Source organism: Nonomuraea sp. NPDC002799 (assembly GCF_053592075.1).
The window spans coordinates 74,525-101,407 of record NZ_JBSFVA010000011.1 but is presented as its reverse complement, the minus strand read 5'-3'; the positions used below and the strand labels follow the sequence as shown (position 1 = coordinate 101,407).

Below are 26,883 nucleotides of genomic sequence, written 5' to 3'. Positions count from 1 at the left end.
GCTGGTGGCCTGCGACCGGCCGGGTTGCCCGCACGTTCTAGCGGTTGTCGCCGTCCAGCCCTGCCTTGCGCAGTGCCTCGGCCATGGCGCCCGTGGGAGCCGGACGGTCCTGGCGGCGTCCGCCGCGCTGCCCGTCGCCCCGGCCGCGCTGCCCGCCGTCACCGCCGCGCTGCCCGCCGTCGCCCCTGCCGTCGCCTCGGCCTGCGTCGCCGCGTCCGCGCTGGCCGTCACCCAGACCTGCCTGGCCGCCTTGCCCACGACCACCTCGGCCTGCACCTCGGCCGCCATCCCCTCGGCTGCCGCCACGGCCGCCGTCACCGGAGCCGGAACCGCCACCAGGGCCGCCACCGGAACTGGAACCCGGGCCGGGGCCGCCACTGGAACCCGGGCCGGAACCGCCACCGGGGCCGCCACTGGTGCTGGTGCCACCGGAGGGGCCGCGGCTGCTGCGGGTGTCGTCGCCGCGGGTGCCCTGGCGTCCGCCGCCTCTGCGGGGTTCGCCGGCGGCGGGTGCGGTCGTCTCGTCCTCCAGGCGAAGCGTCAGGGAGATGCGCTTGCGGGGGATGTCGACGTCGAGCACCTTGACGCGGACGATGTCGCCGGACTTGACGACATCGCGCGGATCCTTCACATAATTGCGGGACATGGCCGACACGTGGACCAGGCCGTCCTGGTGCACGCCGATGTCGACGAACGCGCCGAAGGCGGCCACGTTGGTGACCACGCCCTCCAGGATCATGCCGGAGGCCAGGTCGGAGATCTTCTCGACGCCCTCCTTGAAGGTGGCGGTCTTGAAGGCCGGACGCGGGTCGCGGCCCGGCTTCTCCAGCTCGCGCAGGATGTCCGTGACCGTGGGCAGCCCGAACGTCTCGTCCGTGAAGTCCGCCGGCTTGAGCGTGCGCAGCGCCGCCGTGTTGCCGATCAGGGTCTTGAGGTCGGTATTGGCCGAGCCCAGGATGCGGCGCACCACCGGGTAGGCCTCCGGGTGCACGCTGGACACGTCGAGCGGATCGTCGCCGCCACGGATGCGCAGGAAGCCCGCGCACTGCTCGAACGCCTTGGGGCCCAGTCGCGGCACACTCTTCAGCGCGGCGCGGCTGCGGAAGGGGCCGTTGGCGTCGCGGTGGCGGACGATGCTCTCGGCGAGCGTGGCGCCGATGCCGGACACGCGGGTGAGCAGCGGCGCCGACGCCGTGTTGACGTCGACCCCGACGCCGTTGACGCAGTCTTCGACGACCGCGTCGAGCGAGCGGGAGAGCTTGGACTCGGCCAGGTCGTGCTGGTATTGGCCGACGCCGATCGACTTGGGGTCGATCTTGACCAGCTCGGCCAGCGGGTCCTGCAGCCTGCGGGCGATGGAGACCGCGCCGCGCAGCGACACGTCCATGTCGGGCAGCTCCTGCGACGCGTACGGCGAGGCGGAGTAGACCGAGGCCCCGGCCTCCGAGACCACGATCTTGGTCACCGACGGCAGATGCGCGACCAGCTCACCGGCCAGCTTGTCGGTCTCGCGGGAGGCCGTGCCGTTGCCGATGGCGATCAGCTCGACCCCGTGCCGCTGCGCGAGCGCGCCCAGCACGGCGAGCGACTGGTCCCACTGCCGCTTGGGCTCGTGCGGGTAGATGGTCGCGGTCTCGACGGCCTTGCCGGTGGCGTCGACCACGGCCACCTTGACGCCGGTGCGCAGGCCCGGGTCGAGGCCCATCGTCGCCCGGCTGCCCGCCGGAGCGGCCAGCAGCAGGTCGCGCAGGTTGGTGGCGAACACCCTGACCGCCTCGTCCTCGGCCGCCTGCCACAACCGCATCCGCAGGTCGATGCCGAGATGCACGAGGATGCGGGTGCGCCAGGCCCAGCGCACGGTCTCGGTCAGCCACTTGTCGGCCGGGCGGCCCTCGTCGGAGACGCCGAACCGGGAGGCGATGCGCAACTCGTAGTCGGGGCTGTCGTCGGGCTCCAGGGTGACCGACAGCACCTCCTCCTTCTCACCCCTGAACATCGCGAGGATCCGGTGCGAGGGCAGCTTCGTGAACGGCTCGCCGAACTCGAAGTAGTCGGAGAACTTGGCCCCCGCCTCCTCCTTGCCGTCGCGGACCGCCGACACCAGCCGCCCCCGGGTCCAGAGCTGCTCGCGCAGGCTGCCGATGAGGTCGGCGTCCTCGGCGAAGCGCTCGATGAGGATCGCCCTGGCCCCCTCCAGCGCAGCGCCCGCGTCGGCCACGCCCTCGGTGACGAAGTCCTTGGCCGTGGCCGCGGGGTCGAGCGCAGGGTCGGCGAGCAACTGGTCCGCGAGCGGCTCAAGGCCCAGCTCGCGGGCGATCTGCGCCTTGGTGCGCCGCTTGGGCTTGTAAGGCAGGTAGATGTCCTCAAGCCTGGCCTTGGTCTCGGCCGCCATGATCTGCGCACGCAGCTCGTCGTCCAGCTTGCCCTGGGACTCGATCGACTCCAGGATCGCCGCCCTGCGCTCCTCCAGCTCGCGAAGGTAGCGCAGCCGCTCCTCCAGCGTGCGCAGTTGCGCGTCGTCGAGGGTGCCGGTGGCCTCCTTGCGGTAGCGCGCGATGAACGGCACGGTCGCGCCGCTGTCGAGCAGGTCGACGGCCGCCTGCACCTGTCCGTCGCGTACGCCGAGCTCCGCGGCGATCCGCTGATGAATAGAGAGCACTTGCCTGCCTTTCGATGGTCCCGCGGGTCAATTGTGCAGGACTACGCCGTCTTTGATGACCAGAGTGCGCGCAGGGTGAACGACCACCGCCTCCGCCGCGCTCCCGGCGGGCACCACGACAAGATCGGCCCGGTCGCCCGGCCTCAGGCCGTAATCGGCCAGCCCGAGCGCCGTGGCGCCGCCGTAGGTGGCCGCCTCCAGCGCGAGCGCGATGTCGTCGTCCCCGCGGAACGTGCTGCGGTAGGCGACGTGCATCGCCCGCTCCAGCATGTCGCCGGTGCCGTAGGGGCCCCACAGGTCGCGGATGCCGTCGTGCCCGCAGGCGACGGTCACGCCCGCGGCCCGCAACTTCTTGATGGGGGGCACGGGGAAGCTGTAGACGGCCGCGGTCACCAGCGCGACGCCCGCCTCGGCGAAGCCCTGGATCAGACGGTCCTGGTAAGCCTCGTCGAGCTGGCCGAGCGCGTAGGCGTGGCTGACCGCCACCCTGCCGCCCAGCCCGAGCGCCTTGGTGCGCTCGGTGATGAGCTCCAGCTCCCAGCCGCCCAGCGAGCCGCCGTCGTGCAGATGGATGTCGAGCCGGGCGCCGTGGCGCTCGGCCAGGCCGAAGATCACGTCGAGGTGGCGCACCGGGTCGCGGTCGCCGCCGGCCGGGTCGAGGCCGCCGACCGCCTCGACGCCGCTCTTCAGGGCCGCTTCGAGCAGCTCGGCGGTGCCCGGGTTGGTGAGCACGCCGTGTTGCGGGAACGCGACCTGCCGCACGTCGACGGGCGAGCCGGCGGCGGCTTCGAGCACGGCTTCGACGCCCCGGAGGCCCGCCTGCGGGTCGATGTCGGTGTGGGTGCGGACGTGGGTGGTGCCCGCCGCGCTCATGCGCGCCAGTAACGCGCCGATCCGCTCGACGCTCGGCACGCCGAGGCCGGCGCGGCGGCCGAGGTCGTTGCCGATGCGGCCCGCCAGCGTGTCGTCGGCGGTGTGCGGGACCCACGGACCGCCGTAGAGGGTCTTGTCGAGGTGGCAGTGCGCCTCGACCAGACCGGGCAGAACGAGCTGCCCTTCGATGTCGACGACCAGGACACCGGAGGCGTCGACGCCCGGATCGCCACGCTGGTCGCCACGTTGGTCGACGCCCGGGTCGGCACGTTGGTCAACACGCTGGTCGACGCCTGAGTCGCCACGCTGGTCAGCGGGTCGGTCGACGCGCTGATCGACACGGTCGATGCGGCCGTCGCGGATCAGGACGTCGGCGGGGGCGTCGAGGCCCCAAGGGCGCCCGCCGCGGAGCAACACGTCGGTCATGCCAAGCACCCTAAACGGCGGGACCGACGAATTCGGTGCCTCGGCCGTGACGGTTGCGGTCGGGGTGTCGGCGCGCGCCGGTCAGAGCTCGTCGACGTGGGAGACGTTGGCCACGTCACCGGGGTCCGTACTCGGCCGCCCCTCGAACCAGGCGTCAAGGATCTCCTCCAGCACCACGTCCGAGGTCAGCCGCAGGCTGAGCGCCAGCACGTTGGCGTCGTTCCACTTGCGCGCGCCGTCGGCGGTGTAGGCGTCGACGCACAGCGCGGCCCGGACGCCCGGCACCTTGTTGGCCGCGATCGAGGCGCCCGTGCCGGTCCAGCAGCAGACGACCGCCTGGTCGGCCCGCCCCTCGCCGACGTCTCTGGCGGCCAGCTCGCAGGCCCACGCCCAGTCGTCGCGCTCCTCCTCGGCGAGCGCGCCGTGGGCCGCCACCACCTCGTGCCCCCGCCTGAGCAACTGCGCCACGACTCGCTCGGCGACACCGTCCTTGCTGTCGGCGGCCACGGAAAAGCGCATGTGCCCTCCCTTCCTCACCACAGATGTACCAGCGCACCGGGCCTGAAGGGAATCCGCGAACGGTGGCGAGTGCGGCCCGCCTGGAACGGCCGATGAAACGGCGGGCACACCGGCGCCCGCGCGGAACGGAACGGGCGGCCGCTGCGCATATACCGTGGTCATCCGTGTCGCGCTGGCACATTGAGGTGCTATGTGCTTGGTTGTGGCGTCATATGACTATTGACGTGAGTGATATTCCGGCGCTCGCCCGAGGGTGCGCCGTTCTGGGCACGGGCGGCGGGGGCGACGTGCGTACGGGCTCGCTGGCCGCCGTCAGGGCGATCCGTCAGTACGGCGAGGTGCCGCTCATCGAGCTGGCCGACCTTCCCGACGACGCGCTGGTCGTGCCGCTGTCGGGCATCGGCGCCCCGACCGTCGGCCACGAGATGATCCACAGCGAGGACGAGCCGAAACGTATCGCCGACGAGATCGAGCGGATCTTCGGCCGCCGTCCGAGCGCGATCATGTCCTCCGAGATCGGCGGCTCCAACGGGGTGGTCCCCGTGGCGTGGGCGGCGCAGCTCGGGTTGCCGCTGCTCGACGCCGACGGCATGGGGCGGGCGTTCCCGGAGGTGCAGATGGTCTCCATGTACGTGGCGGGCCTCCCGGCCGACCTGGTGATCATGACGGACGTCGCAGGGAACGTGACGACCATCCGCCCGGTGGACGGCCTGTGGTCGGAGCGGCTGGCGCGGGCGGTGTGCGTGGCGTCGGGATCGAGTGCGCTGATGGCCGACTACGTGCTCACCGCAGCCCAGGCGAGGGGCGCGGTCATCGAGGGCACGGTCACGCGGGCCATCGAGGTCGGCAGGGCCACGGAGGGCGCGGCCGACCCTCTCCAGGCGCTCCAGGGCCGGCTCGGCGCCGGCCGGCTGATCACCGGCAAGCTGTCCGACGTGGCGCGCAGGACGACGGGCGGCTTCGTCCGCGGCACGGCCACCGTGGACGGCACCGGCGCCGACCGGGGCCGCACGCTGACCTTGGAGCTCCAGAACGAGAACCTGGTCGCCGTCGAGAACGACCGGGTACGCGCGATGGTGCCCGACCTCATCACCGTCGTGGACACCGAGACCGCCGGCGCCGTCCAGACCGAGGCCCTCCGGTACGGCCAGCGCGTCACGGTCCTCGCCTGGCCGTGCGACCCGCTCTGGCGCACGCCCAAGGGCCTGGAGACGGCCGGGCCCAAGGCGTTCGGCTACGACCTGGACTACGTTCCCGTCGAGGAGCTGATGGCGCGTGGCTGACCTGCGGATCGGGATCGACGTCGGCGGCACCAACACCGACGCGGTGGTGCTCGGCGCCGACAACCGGGTGATCGCGAAGGCCAAGCGGCCGACCACGCCCGACGTGACCGAGGGCCTGCGCGCGGCCCTGGACGCCGTCCTGGCCGAACTGCCCCCGCCCAGGACGCCGGGCGCATCAAAGAAGCCGGACGGAGCGGGCGCGCCGGAGCAGCGGATCACCCGGGTCATGCTCGGCACCACGCACGCCACCAACGCCATCCTGGAGCGGCGCAACCTCGGCCGCGTCGCCGTGCTCAGGCTCGGCGCCCCCGCCACCACCTCCGTGCCCCCGCTCTCCGACTGGCCCGACGACCTGCGCGCGGCCGTCTCGGCGGGTGAGGCGATCGTGCGCGGCGGCCACTACGTCGACGGCCGCGAGATCAGCCCGCCCGACCTCGACGCCGTCCGCCGCTTCCTGGACGGCACGGAGGCCGACGCCGTGGCGGTGACCAGCGTGTTCAGCCCGGCGAGCGACGAGCACGAGCGCCTGGTGGCGGAGCTGATCCGGGCGGAGTACGGCCTGCCGGTCTCGGTGAGCCACGAGATCGGCTCGCTGGGCCTGCTGGAACGCGAGAACGCCACCGTGCTCAACGCCGCCCTGTACGGCGTCGCGGCCCACGTCACCGGCGCCCTGGTCACCGCGCTGGCCGAGCGGGGGCTGGGCGCGCAGCCGTACCTGGCGCAGAACGACGGCACGCTCATGACGGTGGAGCACGCCGCGCGCCTGCCGGTGTCCACGATCGGCTCCGGCCCGGCGAACTCCCTGCGCGGCGCCGCGTTCCTGTCCGGCGTGACGGACGCGATCGTGGTGGACGTGGGCGGCACGTCCACGGACCTGGGGGTGCTGACCGGCGGCTTCCCGAGAGAGTCGGCGGCGGCCGTCGAGATCGGCGGGGTGCTGACGAACTTCCGGATGCCGGACATCCTGGCCATCGCGCTCGGCGGCGGGACCGTCGTGCGCGACCGGGGGATCGGGCCCGACTCCGTCGGCTACCGGATCACCGGGGAGGCGCTGGTGTTCGGCGGCGGCACGGTGACGATGACGGACGCGGCCGTCGCGGCGGGCCGGAGCCCGCGCGACGCGGCCGGCTGGCGCGAGCGCCTGGAGGCCGCCATCGACCTGTCAGAAAAAACCGGAATGACTGACATAGCGGAAGGAATCGGCGACGCCTTGTCCCGGGCGGTGGCCCTCGCGGATGAGCTGATCATCGACGCCGTGGACCGGATGGCGCTCGGCAGGGCCGACAGGCCCCTGGTCGCGGTGGGCGGCGGGGCGTTCCTGCTGCCCGATCACATCCCCGGCGCGAGCCGGGTGATCCGCCCCGAGCACGCCGAGGTGGCCAACGCCGTGGGCGCCGCGATCGCACTCGCCGGCGGCAGAGTCGATACGATCTTGCCTGCAGGAGATAACCGGTCAGAGGCCATCGAAAGGGCCAAGGTCGAGGCGGTCGCACGGGCCGTGGCGGCGGGGGCGGATGCCTCCGGCGTCGAGATCGTCGACCTCCTCGAAGTGCCGCTGAGCTACCTCTCCGAGCCCGCCGTGCGGGTACACGTCAAAGCTGCCGGACCCCTCGCCCGGTGACTGATCGAAAGGACCCCCCACCATGCGCTGGCACAAGCGCCTGCTGATCGCCGGGATCACCGGTGTCCTGGCCCTGACCGCATCCGCCTGCGCGGGCGGCCAGGTGCGCGGCGCCGGCGGGACAGGCCCGACGGCCACCCAGGCGACCCAGCCCACCCAGGCCGCGCAGGCCGGGCAGGCCAACGACGACACGTTCGTGTACGCGCCCAACCTGGACGTCGTCAGCGACTGGGACCCGGCGACCTCCTACTCCAACGAGATCATCGCCATGTCCAACATCTACGAGGGCCTGACCAGGTACGACTTCCAGACCCAGAAGGCCGAGCCGCGCCTGGCCACCGAGTGGACCTCGGCGAAGGACGGCAAGGAGTGGACGTTCAAGCTGCGGCAGGGCGTGAAGTTCCACTCCGGCGCCACCTTCGACGCCGGGACCGCCAAGAAGGCCATCGAGCGGACGATCGGGAAGAAGGGCGGCGCGGCCTACATCTGGGACGCGGTGGACACGATCGAGGCGGTGGACGCGGCCACGCTGAAGTTCACCCTCAAGTACGCCACCCCGCTCGACCTCGTCGCCTCCTCCGGCTACGCCGCCTACATCTACGACGTGGACGCGGTGGACAAGGACGGCAAGAAGACCGGCGGCACCGGCCCGTACACGATCGACTCCTGGCAGAAGGGCAAGGAGACCGAGCTCACGCTGAAGGCGTTCGAGGACTACTGGGGCGGCTGGCAGCCGGAGCAGTACAAGAAGATCGCCTTCCGCGTCACTCCGGAGATCACCACGGCCTGGCAGCTCCTGCGCAAGGGCGAGGTGAACTTCGTCCGGCGCCTGAACCCGCAGCTCTATGAGCAGGCCGGGACCACCGAGGGCGTGCGGACCGTGCAGTCGCCGTCCTTCCAGAACCTGCTGGTGCTGTTCAACACGGCGACCGGCCCGGCGAAGGACGTCAAGGTCCGGCAGGCGCTGCAGGCCGCGATCGACTACGACGGGCTCGCGGCGGCGCTCAAGGGCTCGGGCCAGAAGGCCAGTGGCCTGGTGCCGCAGGGCCTGCTCGGCCACGCCAACGCCATGCAGCCCAAGCAGGACCTGGCCAGGGCGCAGCAGCTCCTCGGCGAGGCCGGGTACGGCCCCGACAACCCCGAGCTCAAGCTCAGCCTGACCTACGCCCAGGGCGACGACGACCAGAAGCTGCTGGTCACGCTGCTCAGCTCAGCGCTGAAGCAGCTGAACGTGACCCTCCAGGCCAGGCCGATGACCTGGAACGCGCAGTGGGACCTGGGCAAGAAGCAGGGGCAGGACATCTTCGTCATGTACTGGTATCCGGACTACGCGGACGCCTACTCCTGGTTCGTCAACGTGTTCAAGAGCGCGGCCGAGCCGCAGTTCAACCTCTCCTACCTCAAGGACAAGGAGATCGACTCGGCCATCGACGCGCTGCCGCGCCTCACGGCCACCGACGCGATGCAGGCCGACCAGGCCTACCAGGACCTGCAACGCAAGATCATCGAGGAGCGGGCGGCGGTGGCCGTGCCGTACGTGCAGACCTACCAGCGCGCGCTCACCGGCGACGTCGAGGGGTATGCGGACAACCCCGCCTATCCCAACGTGGTCTTCTTCCACGACCTCAAGCGCGCAAGCTGACTCATGCTCCGTCAACTGGCCCGCCGGCTCGGCCAGACCCTCCTGGTCGTGACCGGCGTGGTCGCGCTCACGTTCGCGGTCATGCGGCTGGTGCCCGGCGATCCGGCGGTGGCCTTCGCCGGGCCGAAGGCCACGCCCGAGGAGCTCGCGGCGGCGCGCGAGCGGTTCGGGCTGGACGATCCGGTCCTGGTGCAGCTCCTGCACTACGTGCGCGACCTGGTCACCGGCGACTGGGGCGTCAGCCTGCGCACCAGGCAGCCGGTGCGCGACGACCTCTACCTCGCCTTTCCCGCCTCTCTTGAGCTGGTCGGCACGGCGCTTGTCGTCGCGGTAGTCGTCGGCATTCCGGTCGGCGTACTCGCCGCCCGCTATAAGACGAAATTTCCGGACTTTGGGGTGCGGTTCGTCAGCGTGCTGGCCGTCTCCGTCCCCGTCTTCTGGCTGGCCCTGACCCTGCAGACCGTCTTCGCCGGCAACCTCGGCTGGTTCCCGGTCGCCGGCGAGTACGACACCACCCTCGACACCACCAGCCCCCTCACCCTGTGGACCAACGTCACCGTCGTCGACGCCCTCATCACCGGCAACTGGCCCATCTTCGCCAGCACCCTCGAACACCTGGTGCTGCCCGCCCTCGTCGTGGCCGCCTACCCCACGGGCGTCATCGCCCAGATGACCAGGGCGGCCCTCATCGAAGAGTCGAGCCAGGACCACGCCCGGCTGGAGCGGGCGCTGGGCTTCGGCGAGACGTCCATCCTGACCAGATTCGCCCTGAGACCCGCCTTGAGCCCCGTCCTGTCGCTGATCGCCCTGGTCTTCGCCTACGCGATCGTCAACGGCTTCCTCGTCGAGGCCGTCTTCAACTGGCCCGGCCTGGGCCGCTACGCCGCCGAGTCGATCCGCTCGCTGGACACCCCGGCCATCGCGGGCGTCACCCTGCTGGTGGCCCTGATGTACGTCCTGGCCAACCTGGTCGTGGACCTCCTGCAGGGCTTCGTCGACCCGCGGACGAGGGCGCGATGACGGACGTCGAGGCGCCGCTGCGCCGCACGTTGCCGAGGATCCCCGACCGGTTCGCCGCCCTGGGCGCGGTGCTCATCGTGATCGTCGTCCTGGCCGCGGTCTTCGCGCCGTGGCTGGCGCCGTACCCGGTGGACGAGCTGAACCCGCTGGCAGGGCTGCAGCCGCCGAGCGCCGCCCACTGGTTCGGGACCGACAACGTCGGCCGCGACGTGCTCACCAGGATCCTGTACGGCGGCCGCACCTCGCTCTTCATCGCCGTGGCCGTCCTGGCCGCGTCGGCGCTGGCCGGGGTCACGCTGGGGGTGGTGGCCGGGTACGCGGGCGGCTGGCTCCGCGACGTGATCATGCGGATCACGGACGTGTTCCTGGCCTTCCCCGCGCTGCTGCTCTCCCTGGCCCTGGCGGTCGTGCTGCAGCCCAGCGTGAACACCGTCGTCCTGGCCATCGCGGTGACCTGGTGGCCCTGGTACGCCCGGCTGGCCTCCTCCGTGGCGGCCTCGATCGCCACCCGCGGCTACGTGGACGCCGCCCGGTGCCTCGGCGTGCCCGCCCCGCTGATCATCGCGCGGCACGTCCTGCCGAACTCGCTCACCCCCGTCCTGGTCCAGCTCTCCCTGGACGCGGGCGGCGTGATCCTCACCTCGGCGGCGCTGTCGTACCTGGGGCTGGGCGCGCAGGAGCCGACGGCGGAGTGGGGGCTCATGGTGGCGCAGGGCCAGGCCCTCTTCACCACGAACTGGTGGGTCGTGACCTTCCCCGGGCTGGCCATCCTGGTGACGGCCTTCGCGTTCAACGTGCTCGGCGAGGGCCTGCGCAACGTGCTCGACCCGAGGAGGGCGGTGCGATGATCGAGGTACGCGACCTCCAGGTCCGCTACGGCGGGCGGCTCGTGGCCGACGTTCCGGAGCTGGACGTGGGCGCGGGGGAGTGCGTGGCGATCGTGGGGGAGAGCGGCTCGGGCAAGTCCACGACGCTGCTCTCGCTCCTGGGCCTCATCCCGGACGCCGACGTCTCCGGACGGGTCAGCGTCTGCGGCGTCGACGTCCTGACCGCCCGCCCGAGCCGGCTGCGCGAGATCAGAGGCGCCAGGGTGGCGCTCGTGACGCAGTCGCCCCAGGCCGCGCTGAGCCCCGCCACCCGCCTCGGCGTCCTCATGCGCCGCGCGCTCAAGCTGCACGGCAAGCCGCGCTCGGCCCAGGTCCTGGCGGAGGCCGTGGCGGCGGTCATGCTCGATCGCGAGATCCTGCGCCGTTACCCCCACGAGATCTCCGGCGGCCAGGCCCAGCGCTTCGCCATCGCGCTGGCCATCGCGCTGGGCGCCGAGGTGATCCTGGCCGACGAGCCGACCAGCGCCCTCGACGTGACCGTGCAGGCCGAGGTGGTCGGCGTGCTGCGCCGGCTCAGGCAGGAGCGCGGGCTGGCGCTCCTGCTCGTCTCCCACGACCTCGCCCTGGTCTCGACGATCGCCGATCGGGTGCTCGTCATGCGCGCGGGCGTGGTGGTGGAGTCGGGCCCCGCCGCCCGGGTGCTGGCCGAGCCCGCCCATCCCTACACCCGCGAACTGCTGGAGGCGCTGCCGTGACCAGGCTGAGGGCGGAGCGGGTGACGCTCGCGTACGGCCGGCGCCCCGTCGTGCACGACGTGAGCCTGGACGTCACCGAGGGCGGCGTCGGCCTGATCGGGGAGAGCGGCTCGGGCAAGACGACCCTCGCGCGCGCCTTCCTGGGCCTCCTCAGCCCCATCTCCGGAAATATCTGGTACGGCGACCAAACTCTGAAAAAAGTGGACATGAGGGCGTTCCGTCGAGATGTCCAACCCGTCTTCCAGGCCGAGGCCCTCGACCCCCGGATGCGCGTCGGCGCCTCCATCGCCGAGGCCCTGCCCCGCGCCGCCCGCGCACGGGTGCCGGAGCTGCTCGACCAGGTCGGCTTGGACCCGGAGCTGGCCACCCGCCGCCCCCACCAGCTCTCCGGCGGCCAGCGCCAGCGCGTGGTGATCGCCAGAGCCCTGGCCGCCGGCCCCCGGCTGCTCATCCTCGACGAGCCCACCAGCGCCCTCGACGTCACCGTTCAGGCCAGGATCCTCGACCTGCTGGCCGCCCTGGACACCGAGCGGCTGCTCATCACCCACAACCTGGCGATCGTGGCGCGGTTGTGCCGCACCTCGTACGTGTTGTTCGCGGGCCGGGTCGTGGAGTCGGGCCGCACGAGCGACCTCCTGGCCCGCCCGGCCCACCCCTACACGCGCGCCCTGCGGGACGCCGTGCCCACGCTCGGCGGCCCTCCGCCCGAGGCCAAGGGCAGGACCGAGGCCGCGCCCGCGGCGACCGGCTGCCCGTTCCGGCTGCGCTGCCCGCTGGCCGGGCCGGACTGCGAGCAGCCGCCCCCGCTCAGGGACGTGGACGGCCGCCAGGTCGCCTGCCACCGCGCGGAGGACGTCCTCGCGCGGTGAGCCGGCTCACGGGGTGTACCGCGTCTTGAGGTGCGCGCAGACGTCTTCCGACAACTTCCCCATCAACCTGGACAGCTCAGCCCGATCCGCCTCCGACCACCCGGCCAGCGCGCCCTCGAACCACTCCGTGGTGACCCGGCGGCACTTGGCGGCGACCTCGGCCCCCTCCTCGGTGAGCGCGATGCGCCAGGCCCTGCCGTCGTCCGGGTCGCGTACCCGCTCGACCAGCGCGCGCTGCTCCAGCGCGGCGACGTGCCTGGTCACGTGCGGGCTCTCCACCTGCAGTCCCTCGGCGATCAGCCCGATCCTGCGCGGCTCGGCGGCGTCCAGCAGGTGGACGAGGATCTGAACGTCGGGCCGGTCCAGCCGGACGCCGGCGGCCTCGGTCAGCCGGTCGTGCGTCTTGCCCCGGTTGAGCGTCGTCACGAGCTGGCGGAAGGCCGACACGGTCGCGTTGAGGTCTGCGTCCATCCGTTTGCTTACCTAACTTACGTATGTATTATCTCTTCTGATTACTTACCTAAGTTATCCAAAGGAGCCGACATGGCGACAGTGGTCGCGCCCGCGACACACGAGACGTCCACCAAGAACCCCTGGCCGGCGGTGGTGGCCTTGGCCTTCGCTGCCTCCATCGCCGCCTTGCAGAACACCGCGGTGGTCCCGTTGCTTCCGGTGTTGCAGCGCGAGCTCGGCGTCTCGCTCACCGCCGTGAGCTGGACCCTCACGGTGAGCCTGCTGGTCGCGGCGGTGGCCACGCCGTTGTTGTCCCGCTTCGGCGACATGTACGGCAGGCGGACGATGATCCTCGCCGCCCTGGTCCTTCTCGTGGTGGGCTCCGTCCTGGCCGCCCTGGCGCCCTCGCTGACGGTATTGATCGTGGCCCGGGTGTTGCAGGGGTTCGTGGCCGCGCTCGTCCCGCTGGCGATCGGCGTGGTGCGCGACACGCTGCCCAGACGGCAGCTCGCCACCGGGATCGGCGTGCTCAGCGCGACGATGGGGTTCGGGAGCGGCGGCGGGATGATCCTGGCCGGGCTGACCTCGGGGAACTGGCACCTGGCCTTCTGGATCGTGGCCGGCATCTCGCTGGTGGCCGCCGTCATCGTGTCCGTGCTCGTCCGTGACGGCGCTCCGGCCGGACGGGGCCGTCCCGATCTGCTCGGCGCCGCGCTGCTGGCCGGCTGGCTGGTCGCGCTCATGCTGGCCATCAGCGAGGGCGGCTCGTGGGGCTGGACCTCACCCGGGGTGCTCGTCCTGTTCGCCGCCGCGGTGGTCCTGGCGGCCGTGTGGGTGCTGGTCGAGCGCCGCGTGGCGGAGCCGCTGGTGGAGATGGCGATGCTGGTGCACAGGGGCACGATCGGCGCGACAGTCTCCTCGCTGCTGCTCGGCTTCTCCTTCTTCCTCCTGCTGACGGGCATGTCCGGCTTCGCCCAGGTGCCCGAGAGCACCGGCTGGGGGCTGGGCGCCTCCACCCTGCAGGTCGGGCTCTACCTGCTGCCGAGCACGGTGTTCATGCTGGTGATCTCGCTGTTCGCGGGCAGCTTCATGCGCCGCTTCCAGGCGTCGTCCATGGTCGCGGCGGGATCCGCGATCACCGGGCTGGCCGGGCTCTGGCTGGTCCTCGCGCACGACGCCCCGGCCCACCTGTACGTGGCGTCCTCGCTCATGGGCATCGGGCTCGGCGTCGGCTACGCGGCCCTGGGCACCATGGCCGTCGAGCATGTGGAGCCGGCCAAGACGGCCCTGGCGGCAGGCGTGAACGCCCTCGTCCGCATCGTGGGCGGCAGCACGGCCGGCGCCACGATCGCCGCCGTCCTGGCCGCCCGGCCCGGCGTGCCCGGCTACCAGTGGATCTTCGGCGTCGCGGCCGCGGCCGGGATCGTGGCCGCGGCCTTCGCGGCCGGCTACGGGCGGCTCAACCGCGGGCTCGTCACAGCGCCTTCAGCCCGCTGATCACCTCTAGCAGCACCTTCGCGTCGGGAGCGGGGGGCGGGAGCTCGACCTGAACGAGCTCCTGCGCGTGCAGGTCGCCGACGAGCACCCGGACCACGCCGATGGGCAGGTTCAGCTCGGCGGCGACGTCCACGAGCCGGGTCGGTTTCGTACACTTCTGCATGATGATGAGGTGCTCGGGACCGAGGCCCATGGGCGGCGTCAGGCCGCCGGACGTGATGATCACCGCGATGAGGTCGATGGCCTCGCTCGCGGGGACCGTACGGCCCCTGGTCAGCAGGTACGCCGGGACGATGGGACCGGCGTCCTCGTCCAGCCAGCGCTCGTCAGTCACTTCGCACCACCCGCATGGGGCGAGCGGGTTCCGTCACGTGCGCCTCCGGTTCCGGGTCGGCCACGTGCTCTTCCGGGATCAGCACGATCGCGGTGGTCCCTCCATATGGTGAACCGCGTAACGTGACGCGGATGTCGTGCCTGGCGGCCAGACGGGAGACGACGAAAAGGCCGAGCCGATCGCTGTCGGCCAGGTCGAACTCCGGTGGGCTGGCCAGCCGCTCGTTGAGATCGGCCAGCTCCTCTGCGCTCATCCCGAGCCCGCGGTCCTCGACCTCGAAGGTGAAGCCGCGAGCCGCCTCCTCTCCGCGCACGATGACCGGGGTGTGCTCGGGGGAGTAGACGGTGGCGTTCTCGATGAGCTCGGCGATCAGGTGGATCACGTCGGCGACCACGGGCCCCGCCAGGCGCTTGCCCGACATGGGCTCGACGGTGACCCGCTGGTAGTCCTCGACCTCGGCCGTCGCGGCGCGGGCCACGTCGTGCAGGGCCACGGGCCTGCTCCAGCCGCGTCCCGGCGTGGCGCCCGAGAGGATGATCAGGCCCTCGGCGTGCCGGCGCATGCGGGTGGTGAGGTGGTCGAGCCTGAACAGGTCGTCCAGCGCCTCGGGATCGGTGGCCCGGTGCTGCATGTCCTCCAGCTGGATGCGCTGGCGATGCAGCAGCGCCTGGCTGCGCCTGGCAAGATTGCGGAACACGTGACCGACCCCCTCGCTGAGCTGTGCCTGGCCGACGGCGGCCTCGACGGCTGTCTGCTGGACCGTGGAGAAGGCCTGGCCGACATCGTCGATCTCGACCGTGCTGCTGGCCACCGAGAGATCGGGCATCTCCACCGTCTCGCCCTTGCGCAACTTGGCGACCACGTGCGGCAGCCGCTCCTGAGCCACCTCCAGCGCGGCCATCCGCAACGAGCCGAGCTCCTTGGACAGCCGGTCGCCCATGCGCAGCGAGACCGCGATCGACAACACCACCAGCGCCAGACCCGTCCCAGCGAGCAGGAACGCCCTGTTGAGCACTTCGTCGGCGACCGGGTCGGCCCGGGTGTTGAGCATCGTGCTGGCCCGCATCTGCACGTCCTGGAAGGACTTGGCCAGCCCGTCCGTGGTGCTCAGCCAGGCCGAGGGCGTGCCCCCGGCGATGATCTGGTCCTCCATCAGCCGCATGCGCTGGTAGGCCGTGGAGGTGATCAGCGCCACCTGGGTGTCGCGCAGGACCGGATCCAGCTCCCCCAGCGCCTGATCGATCAGGAAGCGCCGGTTGCCGACGAGCTGGGTGAACACCCTGCGCTCCGCGGCCGTCGTCGCCCCCAGCCCGATGGCCTGCTCCCGGGTGAGCAGCTCCTTGGCGTAGCCCATGTCGATGACCACGCGCGACTGCTCGTAGATCGGGATGTCGTCGATCAGCGCGACCCGCTTGTGCAGGCCGAACAGCGTGTCGACGACCGAGCTGTAGCTCTCCACGGTGTGCAGACGGTCGGATAGGCCCGTGTCGATCTCTCCTCGGATCGCGTCGAGCCTGTCGAGTTGCGTGTTCACCGCGTCCACCTGCGTGCGGATCTCTTCCGATCTGTCCTTGGAAATGCTGGAGAGCTGCCTGAACGTGTCGCTCACGGCATCGGTACGCGTCCGCTGCGTGTCCACGGCCGGCTTGCCCGCCGAGTTACGCAGAAGCTTGGTCGAGACCAGGCGTTCGCGCTGAATCTCGATGATGAGTTTGTACGCGGGTAGGCGGAGGTTCGTCCAGAGTGTCTTGTACTGGCGTAGATCCAAACTCTCGGTGGCGGTGACGGCGGTGATGACGCCCCACAACACCACCATGGAGGTCAGCGGCACCAGGAGCAGTCCAATGATCTTCATGCGGATCGTTCGGCTGCGGCTCATGGCACCTCACTCCGGTCGGTCCCAAGCTGGCAACCCCGGACGGGACAAGCCCCGAGGATAGCAATTCGATCACCAGATTGCCCAATTTTTCGGGGCTTTTGGACACATATCCTTGATCTTGGAGTAGGTTTCCCCGGGTAGATCGGTGACAGAGGGGGAAGCGTTGCGCCGTCGTCTCGCAGCGGCCGCAGCGCTGATGCTCCTCGCGGCCTGCTCGGCACCCGCGGAGGTGCCTCAGGCCCCGGCCGGGCTCTCGCCGTTCGTCTACGTCAACAACCTCGACGTCATCTCCGAATGGGACCCCGGCAAGTCCTACTCCAGCGAGATCGTCGCCTTCCAGAACATCTACGAGACCCTCACGCTCTGGAACCCAGTCACCAAGAAATCCGCCCCCCGGCTGGCCACGTCGTGGCGCTCATCGCCCGACGGCCGGACCTGGACCTTCCACCTGCGCACGGGGGTGACCTTCCACACCGGCAGGCCCCTGGACGCGACGGCGGTCAAGGACTCCATCGAGCGGACCGTGCGGACCAAGGCCGGGGCCTCCTACATCTGGGACGCCGTCTCCTCCATCAGGGTGGAGGACCCGGACACGGTGACGTTCGCGCTGAAGTACTCGGTGCCCCTGGACCTGGTCGCCTCGGCGGGTTACGCCGCCTACATCTACGACACCAAGGCGGCGCCCGACCTCGGCACGTGGTTCGCGAGCGGCAGGGACGCCGGCACGGGGCCGTACACGGTGGCGAGCTGGCAGAAGGGCAAGGAGGAGGAGCTCACGCTCAGGGCGTACGACGACTATTGGGGCGGGTGGAACCGGCCGCACTACAACGCGGTCACGTTCCGGGCCGTGCCGGACCCCGACAGGGCGTGGCGGCTGCTGCAGCGCGGTGAGGCGAGCTTCGTGGACCGGCTCAGCCCCCGGCTGTTCGCCAGGGCCTCGGTGACACCGGGCGTGCGGACCTCGGAGCGGCAGTCGTTCCAGACGGCGATGTTGCTGTTCAACACCGCGAACGGCCCGATGAAGGACATCCGCGTGCGCCGCGCGATCCAGCGGGCGGTCGACTACCGGGGCCTGGTCAAGCAGCTCAAGGGCGCCGCCGCGCCGGCCAGCGGCGTGATCCCCGACGGCCTGATGGGCCACGCGCCCGGCCGGGTCCCCGCGCAGAACCTCGAGGTCGCGGCCGAGCTGCTGCGCCGGGCGGGGTACGGCCCGGGGGGCAAGCCGCTGCGGCTGCGCATGACGTACGGGGAGGGCGACGCGGACTGGCGTCTGCTCGCCACGAGCCTGACCAGGACCCTGCAACCGCTGAACGTCACGGTCGAGGCCCGTCCGATGCCCTGGAACGACCAGTGGGAGCAGGGCAAGAAGCGCGGCCAGGACATCTTCGCGATGTACTGGTGGCCCGACTACGCCGACGGCTACTCCTACTTCGGCAACGTCTTCCACAGCGCGGACCCGCCCGTGTTCAACCTGACCTACCTGCGTGACCAGAACCTGGACGCGCTGCTGGACACGGTGCCCGAGCTGACCGTCACCGACAAGCCGGCCGCGCAGCGGGCATACGAGCAGGCCACCACCCGGGTGCTCGACCAGCGGGTCGCCGCCGCGCTGCCGTGGGTGGTCAACTATCAGCGGGCCTACCTGGGCACGATCCAGGGCTACGACGACAACCCGGCCTACCCGGACGTGGTCTTCGTCTACGACCTGCGGCCCTCCGGCTGACCCTCGACCCGCTCGCGCAGTCGCTGCCTGATCTCCTCGGGGGTGTAGGCGCGGCGGCGCCGTTCGGCGCGCGCGATCACCACCCCCGTGGCCGCGACACCCATGATTCCCGCCAGACCAAGCATCTTCCACCAGCGCATGTTGCCTAGGCTAGCCCTGTGCTGACTCTCGACGAGGCCGTCAAGGTGACGAGGACCGGCGATCTGTGGGTCTTCCGCGGTCGTTCCGTGCCCGACCGCGCCATCCAGACGATGACCAACAGCCCGGTCAACCACGTGGGCATGGCCATCGTGATCGAGGACCTGCCACCGATGATGTGGCACGCCGAGCTCGGCAGGTCGCTGCTCGACCTGTGGGCCGGCACCCATCAACGCGGGGTGCAACTGCACGACCTGCGGGAGGCGGTGACGACCTGGTCCGACAGATACGACCAACGCGCCTGGTTGCGCCAGCTGGAGCCAGAGGCGACGCAGGAGATGGAGGACGCCGCCCTGCGCACGGTCGCCCGGCTCGACGGCACCCCGTTCCCCTCGACGGCCAGGCTGGCCGCCCGCTGGGCCAGGGGGCGGGTCCCGCGCAAAGGCCGTACGGAGGAGACCCTGGAGCGCGCCTACTGCGCGGAGGTCGTGGCGGTCACCTACGAGGAGATGGGGCTGCTGCCGGACCGGCGCCGCCCCAACTGGTACGACCCCGGCCGGTTCTGGAGCGGCGACGACCTGGAACTGCTCATGGGCCGCAGGCTCGGCAACGAGATCACCATCGGGGTGGAACGCACGCGCGGTGCCGGCCAGGCGTGATTTCGATCGCGGGCTGGGTCGCGGACACCGAAACGCGGGCGCCGATGGCAGGCTGGGAGGATGCGCCTGGCAACCTGGAACGTCAACTCCGTCAAGGCCCGCCTGCCCCGCCTGCTTGAATGGCTGGCCGAGGCCGAGCCCGACGTCCTGTGCCTGCAGGAGATCAAATGCCCTGCGGAGGCGTTCCCGGCGGCGGAGGTCGGCGCGCTCGGCTACGCCGTCGCGGCCCACGGCGACGGGCGTTGGAACGGCGTCGCGCTGCTGTCCAAGGCCGGGCTGGACGACGTGACGCTGAGCTTCCCCGGCGAGCCCGGCTTCGGCGCGCTCGACGGGATCGGCGCCGCCCGTCCCGAAGCCCGCGCCATCGGCGCGACCTGCGGCGGGATGCGGGTGTGGTCGCTGTACGCGCCGAACGGGCGCACGGTGGACTCGCCGCACTACCGCTACAAGCTCGACTGGTTCGCGGCGCTGCGCGAGGCGCTGGAGCCGGAGCTGGCGGCCGGGCCGCTGGTGGCGTGCGGCGACTACAACGTGGCGCCGACGGACGCCGACGTGTGGGACCCGGCGCTGTTCGTCGGCGCCACCCACGTCACGCCCGCCGAGCGCGAGGCGCTGGCGTCGTTGCGGGCTCTCGGGCTGCACGACGTGGTGCCGACGCCGATGAAGGGGCCGCATCCGTACACGTATTGGGATTACCGCGCGGGGATGTTCCACCAGAACAAGGGGATGCGGATCGATCTCGTGTACGTGAGCGCGGAGGTGGCGGAGCGGGTCACGGGCGCGTACGTCGATCGCGAGGCGCGTAAGGGGAAAGGGCCTTCCGATCACGCGCCGATCGTGGTTGACCTCGAACCGTAATTCAGGTCACAAACTGCTGTCGTTTGAGTATCCTGTGTTCTCAAATGCTTCGGGGGCATTACCTCTACCAGGCTTGCAGGGGGGATCCTCATGGAACCTGCAGACGGTCGCGTCATCTTATTCATCCTCATCGCAGTCGCCGTGTTCGCCCTCGGCCGCCGATTCCAGGCCATGATCATCATGCGTCAGGTGTGGAAGCAGAGCGCCAAGCAGGTGACGGCTCGAAAAGTGGTCGCGCACAATGCCGCTAAGTCGATGATCGGGATCACCGTGGTCGCGGTGTTCGTGATCTGGGTGGCGGTCAACCTCAACCGGATCATGTGATCCGGGCTGCGCGCGCCGGCGGCTCGCGGCCGGAGGGCTGACCAACTCGGAGCCCTTGACCGCGATCCGCCGACCGCTGTCCGTGTTGTGTGGGTCAGTGGTTTGTGGGTCGGGGGTTTGTGGGTCGGGGGTTTGTGGGTCGGGGGTTTGTGGGTCAGCGTGGCTTTGTGGGTCAGTGGCGGCGGCGCTTGGTGGCCATCAGCCAAGCTGTCATCACGGCCGCACCGGCGGCGGCCAGGCTCACCGACCGCGTCAGGTGTACGGCGCGGCGAATGTCCTTGACGTCGGGCGCGGGACCGTCGCCCATGGTGGGGCGGTGCTCGGTGCGACCGCCGTAGACGTTCGCGCCCCCCAACGTGACGCCGAGCGCGCCGGCGAACGCGGCCTCGCACCGGCCGGCGTTCGGGCTGGGATGCCGATGGCCGTCCCGTCGCAACATGGCCAGCGCGTTCTTCGGATCAGGCCCCGTCAGGACCGTGAGCAGGCCCGTCACCCGTGCGGGCACGTAGTTCGCCACGTCGTCGAGCTTGGCCGCCGCCCATCCGAACCGTTCGTAGCGGGGGGAGTGGTGGCCGATCATGGCGTCCAGCGTGTTGATCGCCCGGTACGCCAGCAGTCCGGGCACCCCCGCCACCGCCCCCCAGAACAGGGGGGCCACGACGGCGTCGGAGGTGTTCTCGGCCAGCGACTCGACCGTGGCCCGCGCCAGCTCCGGAGCCTCCAGCCGGGAGGGGTCCCGGCCGCAGAGGTGCGGCAGCCGGGCTCTGGCGCGCTTGAGGTCGTCGCGTTCCAGCGCCTCGGCCAGGTAGGCGCCTTCGCGGGCGAGCGTGGTGCCGCCGAGCACGGCCCAGGTGGCGACGGCGGTGGCCGCCGTACGGGCCAGCGGGTGGGGCAGGCGCTGTGCGGCGAACCCGAGCCCGGCCGCGCCTGCGACGCACACCGCGACGTGAACGACTCCGCCGGCCCTCCTGTCGGTGTACCCGAACTTCTCCAGTCGCGCGGCGGCGCGCCCGAACACCGCGACCGGGTGGGCGGCGCTGCGCGGGTCGGCGATCAGCCGGTCGAGGGCCACGCCCAGAGCGAGGCCGAGCGGGTCATACCAAATGGGCATGAAGCTCATCTTCGTACGTATCCAGCCAGGCCGCGGCCCGGCGGATGCGCTGCCCCGCGCCGCCGGCCCACATCTTGGCCCAGCCACCGCCCGCCGCCGCGCGGGTGCGCATGACCGTGTAGGAGCGTTGGAAGCGGACCCTGGCCAGGTCGAGGAGGCGGCGGCGGTCGCGGGGGCCGACGCCGTACGCGTCGCAGAACAGGCGGAGACGGGCGCCCACGTCGAGGTTGCGGAGCAGCGGGGAGCAATCGACGGGGTCGGCGATGGGCCCCCAGTGGCGCAGGGTGGTGACGACGTCGAACAGCCGGGTCGTCGGCCTGGCAAGATCAAAATCAATCAGCGCGTACGGCTGGTGCTCACGAAAAATCACGTTTTCCGGCGTCAAATCACAATGTCCGACGACTTCTGGCGCTTTGTCATCATTCGACCCGCCGTTCCACCCACCCATCGTGAGCGGAAACCCGGCCGTCGCATCGTGATATTCCCGCACCAGCACGGCAAGCCCGGCCAGCGCCTCATCCGTCACGCTCTCCAGCCGCAACCCCGTCGAACCCGGGATGTACGTGAGGATCTCGCGCCCGAGCCCATCCATCCCCACCACCCTCGGCGCCCCCTCGAACCCGGCGCCCTCAAGGTGTCTGAGCAGGGCATGCACGGCGGGAGTCGACGAACTGGCCGGTCTGCGCACAGTGTCCCCAACGCGCACCACTCCGGCAGTCACGTCCCCGCCCTGCAGGGGAATCTCATGCAGGAGCGTCGCGACCATGGCAAAACACCTTAGCCCCATTGCCCTGTCCCCGCCTGGCCTTTTCCCGGATTGTGTGTCACGGGGGAGCGCTGCCGGCAGCGACACGTCACAGCGGTCCCGTCACAGCGGTCCCGTACCGGCGGCCACGTGTCACAGCGCTGCGGCAACTCGCCTCGCCCTCGCCCCTGCCCTCGCCCACGACCCGCTCTCGCCCTGCCCTCGCCCACGACCCGCTCTCGCCCCGACCCCGGCCACTCCCACAGAGCCGTGCCGCGCGGTGCCGTGTCGCAACAGAGCAGCAGCGGCGCACCCCCTAACCTGGACTCCCATGCCGATCCTGCTCTCGGTGGCGGCATTCCTCATGACGCTCCTGGGCGGGCTGGTAGCCGACCGCGTCAAGGAACGCCGCCACCTCGTCCTAGGCGCCGCCGCCGGCGTAATGCTGGGTGTGGTCGCCTTCGATCTCCTCCCGGAAGCCCTCGCCCACGACGACATCCGAGTACACGGCGTACCCCTCCCCATGCTCACTTTCGCCGCCGCGTTCCTGGGCATCCACATCGTCGAGCGCTCCATGGGCATGCACGACGCTCACGAGGCCGACTACGCCACCCACCGCCACACCCGAGCCGGCATCGGCCTCGCCGCCGGCTCAGCCCTGATCGCCCACAGCTTCCTGGACGGAGCCGCGATCGGCGCCGCATTCCAGACGGACACCTCCCTGGCCGTGGCCGTCGCGATAGGAGTCATCGCTCACGACTTCACAGACGGCTTCAACACGTACACGATCACAGCCCTGTACGGCAACGCCCGCCGACGAGCCCTCACCCTCCTCGCCCTGGACGCCCTCGCCCCAGTCGCAGGAGCCACCCTGACCACCCTCATCACCATCCCCGACGAAATCCTGGGCGGCTATCTGGGCTTTTTCTCCGGCTTCCTCCTCTATCTGGCCAACTCAGACATCCTCCCCGAGGCGCACACTCCCCGCCGCGCCACAGGCTGGACCCTGACCGCTACGGTGGTAGGAACGCTTCTCATGTGGGGTGTGATCGGCTTGGCAGACTGACACGGGCAAAACGTGTGCGTGACAAGTCGCCGGATCATGCACAATAAGGCGGGAGCGCCCTTAGCTCAGCTGGATAGAGCATCGGACTTCTAATCCGACGGTCGCAGGTTCGAATCCTGCAGGGCGCGCTTTGATCATGGTCTGACCTGCGGTGATGCGGGATCGGATGCGTTCTAGAATTTCCGTCTGGCGTTTGTGTGCTCCGTGTGTGCTCGGATGCACCAACCCTGCACACACCATGATCCATTCGCCATCTCCGGCTGCTGCGGGAAGAGCGGCGGCCCCGCCTCGCCGCGAGCAGGTGGCGAATGCGGGGCCGGATGCTTAATCCGACTGTCAGCTCCTCAGTGAGATGAGTTTGCCCGGTTGGGCCTGGTCTTCCTGGCCGAAGAGCAGGGCGGCGGTCTTCTCCGCCGCGGCCGTGGCCACCTGTGGATAAACGGAGGTGTAGGTGTCGGCGGTGAACGCGCTGGAGGTGTGTCCCAGTGTTTCCTGGACCACCTTCATCTCCACCCCGGCGGCCAGCATCAGCGAGGCGGCGCCGTGGCGCAGGTCGTGGAGCCGGATCGGCGGCAGCCCGGCGAGATAGGCCAGCCACAGGAACTGGTCAGAGACGTACTGGGGGTGCAAGCGGCTGCCGTCGGGCTGGGTGAAGACGAACCCGCTGTCGGTCCACGCCTCGCCCATCGCCAGCCGCTCCTGACATTGCTGCTGCCGGTGGGCGCGCAGAACCTGGGTGGTGGCGGTGTCCAGGGCGATGGTCCGGACCGAGGCGTCGGTCTTCGGCGTGCCCTCGTGCACTTCCCAGGCCAGCTGCACCAGTTGCCAGTTCACGGTCAGAGTGTGGCCGTCGAGATCGACTTCCTTCCACCGCAGCCCGCACGCCTCGCCCCGGCGCAGGCCGCGGAGCGCGATCAGCTGGTAGAGGGCGAACAGGCGATGCGCTTTGGCTTCTTGGAGGAACCGGCGGGTGTGCGCGGGCGTCCACACCATGACGGAGGAGGGGCGCGGCACGCTGGTGTAGGCGTCGATCGGGTCGACCCGCCGCCCGCCCCGGCGTTGCTTCTCCGTCTCCCGGTAGGTGCGGTAGTCGGTCTGCCAGGCGCGCACCCGGTCCTCGGTCCACACCAGCGGTCTGGGCCGGGTCTTGGCCGGCATCTCCAGCACGGCGGCCGGGTTGAAATCGATCAGCCGGTCTTGCCGCATCGCCATGTTGAGCGAGTGGCGGAGGGTGGCGCGGATGTTGTGCATGGTGGTGACGCTGATCGCCCGCCGATACTTGACGCCCGCCCGCACCGCTGGGTCGGGGTCGGCGCGGCGTTCGGCGATGCTGTCGTTGAACTCCTCGATCTGCTCGAACATCAACGCGATGTCACTGACCTTGAGCTGATCCAACCGCAGCCGCCCTAGATACGGGATGAGGTAGAGCCGGATGTGCCCTTCGTAGGAGCGGCGGGTGGTCTCCTCGATCTTCCGCTTACGGTTCAGGAACTCTGCCAACCACTGCTCGACGGTGATCTCCTGGGTCAGATGCTGCCCGGTCTTGACCTTGCGGCGGACCGTCTCCACGTTCGGCAGCGTGTCGGTCTCGGCCAGCGTCCGCTTGATCAGGTCAGCGATCTGGGTGCGGGTGGCGGGCTCACGCGGATCGGCCAGCGCCAGCAGATCGCGCACCCGACCGAGTTCGGCCTCGGCGGCGTCCTGGGAGTCGAACCCGCTGCGGCGTAGCGGCCCGCGCCGCTTCCCGTCCACGCCGGGTGGGAGTTCGATCTGGTAGTTCCAGATGCCGTGCCGGTAGCTCCATCCGCCACCGGGACGGCGCAGCTTGGGGCATTGCTGCCCGAGTGCTTTGCCGTTGTCGTCGCGGCAGGAGCAGCGTTTGAAGGTGCGTCCTTCGGCCATCGTGTGTCTCGTTCCTGTTCTCTTCGGTGCTGTTCGGTCGGGCTGAGGTGGTGGCGAGCAGGGCGGCGGGAAGCACTGTTCGGCATGGTGCGGGTGCGTAACCGGGGCGGGCCGCAGGTCACGTCCCGCCCCGGGCGTTCATCCCGCCGCGTCGGCCACGGCCCTCTGTCGACCGCGGTCAGCGATGGCTGGGGTAGAGCGGCCAGTGGCCCCGGTCGTCATCGCCGTTGTGCGGGCGGCGATGCACGGGGGTTGGTGCGGCCATCCGGCGCGGCCGATGCGGCGTGATCGGGCGAGCACGCCCGTGGTGATCAACCCGTCACATGGATGGCCGTGTCGGACAGGGGAATCGACGCCCACCTGGATGGCGATGGTCAAGCCGAATCCGACGGTCACCGTGGCACGGGCGCGCAGACCGCGGCGGCACAGCGTCGTGGTGACCACCGTGTGCCGGCTCCTCAGAAGCTGACGAGTACAGGGGCGGTTCTGGTGCAGATGCGGAGGAACTCCGGCAGGCAGAATGAGACGGCTGGCTCCGCGACGGCCGATCGTTGGCGCCCGCCTGGGACGGCACCGCGGGACGGAAAGCAGAGGCGGGTGCGGGACGGATGAATCGATCTGCTCGGATCTGTGCTGTCGTTGTGGGTGTCACGTTGCTGTGGCCCGACCATCCGGGCCACCAATCCCTGTCACCTTCTAAATACCTGCCTGCAGGCGCGAAATAGGACAGCGCTGCAAGTAAAGACTTGACCATGGCGACGGGAGCCAGAACAGAAACAGCCGGACCTTCATCATCTGGACGAACCAGTAGAAGGTGCCCAGTTATGGTAGGCGACGGTTATCGTGGCACATATGGCGACGGATCAGAACGCTCGAACTTGCGGATTAAAAGTAGCCAGCTTTTGTAACAGCCCATGTCTCAACTTGTTTCATTGTATCATTTCGATTGCAAATGTCTATTTTCCGAATGTCCAAGAATGCCGCTCGGCGTTGGGTCGTATCGCGGGCCGAAGAGCATGCGTTGAGAATGTGGCGACGGCGTTTGCGGGGGTTCCTCGATGTCAATTGCATGGCCTTGACCGTTAACTTTGTGCTCGTTCGTACATCTATGCGATAGCCGCGAGCTACAGGCCGAGCATGCAGCAGGGTGACCACGTCCTGGCTAGTGAAGTCGCCGCGCAGGTGGCCGGTGGCCGGTTGCCCATGGCTCGGGCGATGAGGTCGACACCAGCTACTACCGCCGGTGCCTCCGATACGACGACGAGCAGCAAAGGCCGTGCGGCGCATAGCGCGACACCCTACACGCCACGCGCACGACAACCCTGCCCAGAACTCGAATCCGAAGATCAACCAACTAGGCAGTCGACTCGCTGGGCGAAATCACCCCAAAACCCGTGGATCACCGAGGCTAAGGACGGGGTGTTCCGTTTGGATAGAAATCCTCTAGGAATTGATCGGCGTGTTCAATGCAATGGCCGAAGGACGCTCCCTGCTTGCTTTCCTCGGTGCAGTAGACATTCTGAACCGTTCCGCTTTCGATTAGCCAGCAGCACTTTCCTTGGCCAAAGAGCTTCTTCTCGACTTCCGTCCAGCGTTCGGGATGGGTGTGTGGGGTGATGCTCTGGTAGAGGTCGGTCATGTGATCCGCTCTGTCTCCATGATGGAGCCCCCGAGGCTACATCGAATATCCGAACATGTTA

24 protein-coding genes and 1 tRNA gene are annotated in these 26,883 nt (G+C 70.1%); 14 read left to right on the top strand and 11 right to left on the bottom strand.

The genetic code is table 11. The features are described 5' to 3' along the window. Positions 1-37: 37 nt before the first annotated feature. From ACWD0F_RS21395 to ACWD0F_RS21385, 3 genes are all read right to left on the bottom strand, one after another. Positions 38-2,659 (bottom strand): Tex family protein, encoded by a 2,622-nt coding sequence (locus ACWD0F_RS21395; protein ID WP_449877979.1) that lies wholly within the window; start codon positions 2,657-2,659, stop codon positions 38-40. 27 nt (positions 2,660-2,686) lie between these two features. Further along, complete coding sequence (locus ACWD0F_RS21390; protein WP_449877977.1) at positions 2,687-3,958, bottom strand: amidohydrolase; 1,272 nt, start codon at positions 3,956-3,958, stop codon at positions 2,687-2,689. Positions 3,959-4,039: 81 nt separating this feature from the next. Further along, on the bottom strand, positions 4,040-4,477 hold the full coding sequence (locus ACWD0F_RS21385; protein ID WP_449877975.1) for an RpiB/LacA/LacB family sugar-phosphate isomerase: 438 nt from the start codon (positions 4,475-4,477) through the stop codon (positions 4,040-4,042). Positions 4,478-4,701: 224 nt separating this feature from the next. On the opposite strand from ACWD0F_RS21385, the gene ACWD0F_RS21380 reads away from it, so the two are divergent. The 7 genes from ACWD0F_RS21380 to ACWD0F_RS21350 are packed head-to-tail and all read left to right on the top strand — an operon-like array spanning position 4,702 to position 12,494. Then, positions 4,702-5,760, top strand: a complete 1,059-nt coding sequence (locus ACWD0F_RS21380) for a DUF917 domain-containing protein (protein WP_449877973.1) — start codon at positions 4,702-4,704, stop codon at positions 5,758-5,760. Further along, positions 5,753-7,381 (top strand): hydantoinase/oxoprolinase N-terminal domain-containing protein, encoded by a 1,629-nt coding sequence (locus tag ACWD0F_RS21375; RefSeq protein WP_449877971.1) that lies wholly within the window; start codon positions 5,753-5,755, stop codon positions 7,379-7,381. Before ACWD0F_RS21380 ends, ACWD0F_RS21375 begins: the two co-directional genes overlap by 8 nt. Positions 7,382-7,403: 22 nt before the next feature. Continuing rightward, positions 7,404-9,023, top strand: coding sequence for an ABC transporter substrate-binding protein (locus ACWD0F_RS21370; RefSeq protein ID WP_449877969.1), 1,620 nt, complete (start codon positions 7,404-7,406; stop codon positions 9,021-9,023). 3 nt (positions 9,024-9,026) lie between these two features. Next, positions 9,027-10,043 (top strand): ABC transporter permease, encoded by a 1,017-nt coding sequence (locus ACWD0F_RS21365; RefSeq protein WP_449877967.1) that lies wholly within the window; start codon positions 9,027-9,029, stop codon positions 10,041-10,043. Further along, positions 10,040-10,891: an ABC transporter permease gene (locus tag ACWD0F_RS21360; RefSeq protein WP_449877965.1), complete on the top strand. Its 852-nt coding sequence runs from the start codon at positions 10,040-10,042 to the stop codon at positions 10,889-10,891. The genes ACWD0F_RS21365 and ACWD0F_RS21360 overlap by 4 nt, the downstream gene beginning before the upstream one ends. Next, complete coding sequence (locus ACWD0F_RS21355) at positions 10,888-11,625, top strand: ATP-binding cassette domain-containing protein (RefSeq protein ID WP_449877963.1); 738 nt, start codon at positions 10,888-10,890, stop codon at positions 11,623-11,625. Before ACWD0F_RS21360 ends, ACWD0F_RS21355 begins: the two co-directional genes overlap by 4 nt. Next, a complete protein-coding gene (locus ACWD0F_RS21350; protein WP_449877961.1) occupies positions 11,622-12,494 on the top strand; it encodes an ABC transporter ATP-binding protein in 873 nt (290 codons plus the stop codon). The genes ACWD0F_RS21355 and ACWD0F_RS21350 overlap by 4 nt, the downstream gene beginning before the upstream one ends. A 6-nt stretch (positions 12,495-12,500) precedes the next feature. On the opposite strand, the gene ACWD0F_RS21345 is transcribed toward ACWD0F_RS21350, so the two are convergent. Next, on the bottom strand, positions 12,501-12,965 hold the full coding sequence (locus tag ACWD0F_RS21345; RefSeq protein ID WP_449877959.1) for a MarR family winged helix-turn-helix transcriptional regulator: 465 nt from the start codon (positions 12,963-12,965) through the stop codon (positions 12,501-12,503). A gap of 72 nt (positions 12,966-13,037) precedes the next feature. Between ACWD0F_RS21345 and ACWD0F_RS21340 the strand changes: the two genes are divergently transcribed. Continuing rightward, positions 13,038-14,444: an MFS transporter gene (locus ACWD0F_RS21340; RefSeq protein ID WP_449877957.1), complete on the top strand. Its 1,407-nt coding sequence runs from the start codon at positions 13,038-13,040 to the stop codon at positions 14,442-14,444. Here the strand turns inward: ACWD0F_RS21340 and ACWD0F_RS21335 are convergent. Together ACWD0F_RS21335 and ACWD0F_RS21330 are read right to left on the bottom strand one after the other, a co-directional pair. Beyond that, a complete protein-coding gene (locus ACWD0F_RS21335; RefSeq protein WP_449877955.1) occupies positions 14,422-14,778 on the bottom strand; it encodes a DUF742 domain-containing protein in 357 nt (118 codons plus the stop codon). The genes ACWD0F_RS21340 and ACWD0F_RS21335 overlap by 23 nt on opposite strands. Continuing rightward, the gene (locus ACWD0F_RS21330; protein WP_449877953.1) at positions 14,771-16,633 is read right to left on the bottom strand and encodes a sensor histidine kinase; all 1,863 of its coding nucleotides are present in this window, start codon (positions 16,631-16,633) and stop codon (positions 14,771-14,773) included. The genes ACWD0F_RS21335 and ACWD0F_RS21330 overlap by 8 nt, the downstream gene beginning before the upstream one ends. 187 nt (positions 16,634-16,820) lie before the next feature. Here ACWD0F_RS21330 and ACWD0F_RS21325 point away from each other — a divergent pair, with 187 nt between their 5' ends. After that, a complete protein-coding gene (locus tag ACWD0F_RS21325) occupies positions 16,821-18,380 on the top strand; it encodes an ABC transporter substrate-binding protein (RefSeq protein WP_449877951.1) in 1,560 nt (519 codons plus the stop codon). On the opposite strand, the gene ACWD0F_RS21320 is transcribed toward ACWD0F_RS21325, so the two are convergent. Then, on the bottom strand, positions 18,356-18,520 hold the full coding sequence (locus tag ACWD0F_RS21320; protein WP_449878318.1) for a hypothetical protein: 165 nt from the start codon (positions 18,518-18,520) through the stop codon (positions 18,356-18,358). The two genes, ACWD0F_RS21325 and ACWD0F_RS21320, sit on opposite strands and share 25 nt — an antisense overlap. Before the next feature lie 21 nt (positions 18,521-18,541). Between ACWD0F_RS21320 and ACWD0F_RS21315 the strand changes: the two genes are divergently transcribed. The 3 genes from ACWD0F_RS21315 (at position 18,542) to ACWD0F_RS21305 (ending at position 20,359) form a co-directional block, all read left to right on the top strand. Beyond that, positions 18,542-19,177, top strand: coding sequence for a hypothetical protein (locus tag ACWD0F_RS21315; protein ID WP_449878312.1), 636 nt, complete (start codon positions 18,542-18,544; stop codon positions 19,175-19,177). Positions 19,178-19,237: 60 nt separating this feature from the next. Continuing rightward, the gene (locus ACWD0F_RS21310; protein WP_449877949.1) at positions 19,238-20,035 is read left to right on the top strand and encodes an exodeoxyribonuclease III; all 798 of its coding nucleotides are present in this window, start codon (positions 19,238-19,240) and stop codon (positions 20,033-20,035) included. A 90-nt stretch (positions 20,036-20,125) separates the two neighbouring features. Continuing rightward, positions 20,126-20,359, top strand: coding sequence for a hypothetical protein (locus tag ACWD0F_RS21305; RefSeq protein WP_449877947.1), 234 nt, complete (start codon positions 20,126-20,128; stop codon positions 20,357-20,359). A 172-nt stretch (positions 20,360-20,531) separates the two neighbouring features. Here the strand turns inward: ACWD0F_RS21305 and ACWD0F_RS21300 are convergent, their stop codons facing one another. Beyond that, on the bottom strand, positions 20,532-21,470 hold the full coding sequence (locus tag ACWD0F_RS21300; RefSeq protein ID WP_449877945.1) for a cobalamin biosynthesis protein: 939 nt from the start codon (positions 21,468-21,470) through the stop codon (positions 20,532-20,534). Continuing rightward, positions 21,454-22,236: a phosphotransferase gene (locus ACWD0F_RS21295; RefSeq protein WP_449877943.1), complete on the bottom strand. Its 783-nt coding sequence runs from the start codon at positions 22,234-22,236 to the stop codon at positions 21,454-21,456. Before ACWD0F_RS21295 ends, ACWD0F_RS21300 begins: the two co-directional genes overlap by 17 nt. Positions 22,237-22,546: 310 nt before the next feature. Between ACWD0F_RS21295 and ACWD0F_RS21290 the strand changes: the two genes are divergently transcribed. Both ACWD0F_RS21290 and ACWD0F_RS21285 read left to right on the top strand, forming a co-directional pair. Further along, the gene (locus ACWD0F_RS21290) at positions 22,547-23,281 is read left to right on the top strand and encodes a ZIP family metal transporter (RefSeq protein WP_449877941.1); all 735 of its coding nucleotides are present in this window, start codon (positions 22,547-22,549) and stop codon (positions 23,279-23,281) included. Between the two features lie 54 nt (positions 23,282-23,335). Then, a tRNA-Arg gene (locus tag ACWD0F_RS21285) sits at positions 23,336-23,409 on the top strand. Between the two features lie 208 nt (positions 23,410-23,617). On the opposite strand, the gene ACWD0F_RS21280 is transcribed toward ACWD0F_RS21285, so the two are convergent. Both ACWD0F_RS21280 and ACWD0F_RS21275 read right to left on the bottom strand, forming a co-directional pair. Beyond that, on the bottom strand, positions 23,618-25,183 hold the full coding sequence (locus ACWD0F_RS21280) for a site-specific integrase (protein ID WP_449877939.1): 1,566 nt from the start codon (positions 25,181-25,183) through the stop codon (positions 23,618-23,620). A gap of 1,408 nt (positions 25,184-26,591) precedes the next feature. Beyond that, the gene (locus ACWD0F_RS21275; protein WP_449877937.1) at positions 26,592-26,822 is read right to left on the bottom strand and encodes a hypothetical protein; all 231 of its coding nucleotides are present in this window, start codon (positions 26,820-26,822) and stop codon (positions 26,592-26,594) included. Positions 26,823-26,883: the final 61 nt, after the last annotated feature.

Coding starts and splice junctions, on each gene's coding strand:
- ACWD0F_RS21390 (WP_449877977.1), bottom strand. CDS start 3,958: ATGACCGACGTGTTGCTCCGCGGCGGGCGCCCTTGGGGCCTCGACGCC.
- ACWD0F_RS21330 (WP_449877953.1), bottom strand. CDS start 16,633: ATGAAGATCATTGGACTGCTCCTGGTGCCGCTGACCTCCATGGTGGTG.
- ACWD0F_RS21355 (WP_449877963.1), top strand. CDS start 10,888: ATGATCGAGGTACGCGACCTCCAGGTCCGCTACGGCGGGCGGCTCGTG.
- ACWD0F_RS21340 (WP_449877957.1), top strand. CDS start 13,038: ATGGCGACAGTGGTCGCGCCCGCGACACACGAGACGTCCACCAAGAAC.
- ACWD0F_RS21345 (WP_449877959.1), bottom strand. CDS start 12,965: ATGGACGCAGACCTCAACGCGACCGTGTCGGCCTTCCGCCAGCTCGTG.
- ACWD0F_RS21280 (WP_449877939.1), bottom strand. CDS start 25,183: ATGGCCGAAGGACGCACCTTCAAACGCTGCTCCTGCCGCGACGACAAC.
- ACWD0F_RS21300 (WP_449877945.1), bottom strand. CDS start 21,470: ATGCCCATTTGGTATGACCCGCTCGGCCTCGCTCTGGGCGTGGCCCTC.
- ACWD0F_RS21385 (WP_449877975.1), bottom strand. CDS start 4,477: ATGCGCTTTTCCGTGGCCGCCGACAGCAAGGACGGTGTCGCCGAGCGA.
- ACWD0F_RS21365 (WP_449877967.1), top strand. CDS start 9,027: ATGCTCCGTCAACTGGCCCGCCGGCTCGGCCAGACCCTCCTGGTCGTG.
- ACWD0F_RS21360 (WP_449877965.1), top strand. CDS start 10,040: ATGACGGACGTCGAGGCGCCGCTGCGCCGCACGTTGCCGAGGATCCCC.
- ACWD0F_RS21310 (WP_449877949.1), top strand. CDS start 19,238: ATGCGCCTGGCAACCTGGAACGTCAACTCCGTCAAGGCCCGCCTGCCC.
- ACWD0F_RS21320 (WP_449878318.1), bottom strand. CDS start 18,520: ATGCGCTGGTGGAAGATGCTTGGTCTGGCGGGAATCATGGGTGTCGCG.
- ACWD0F_RS21275 (WP_449877937.1), bottom strand. CDS start 26,822: ATGACCGACCTCTACCAGAGCATCACCCCACACACCCATCCCGAACGC.
- ACWD0F_RS21305 (WP_449877947.1), top strand. CDS start 20,126: ATGGAACCTGCAGACGGTCGCGTCATCTTATTCATCCTCATCGCAGTC.
- ACWD0F_RS21295 (WP_449877943.1), bottom strand. CDS start 22,236: ATGGTCGCGACGCTCCTGCATGAGATTCCCCTGCAGGGCGGGGACGTG.
- ACWD0F_RS21290 (WP_449877941.1), top strand. CDS start 22,547: ATGCCGATCCTGCTCTCGGTGGCGGCATTCCTCATGACGCTCCTGGGC.
- ACWD0F_RS21370 (WP_449877969.1), top strand. CDS start 7,404: ATGCGCTGGCACAAGCGCCTGCTGATCGCCGGGATCACCGGTGTCCTG.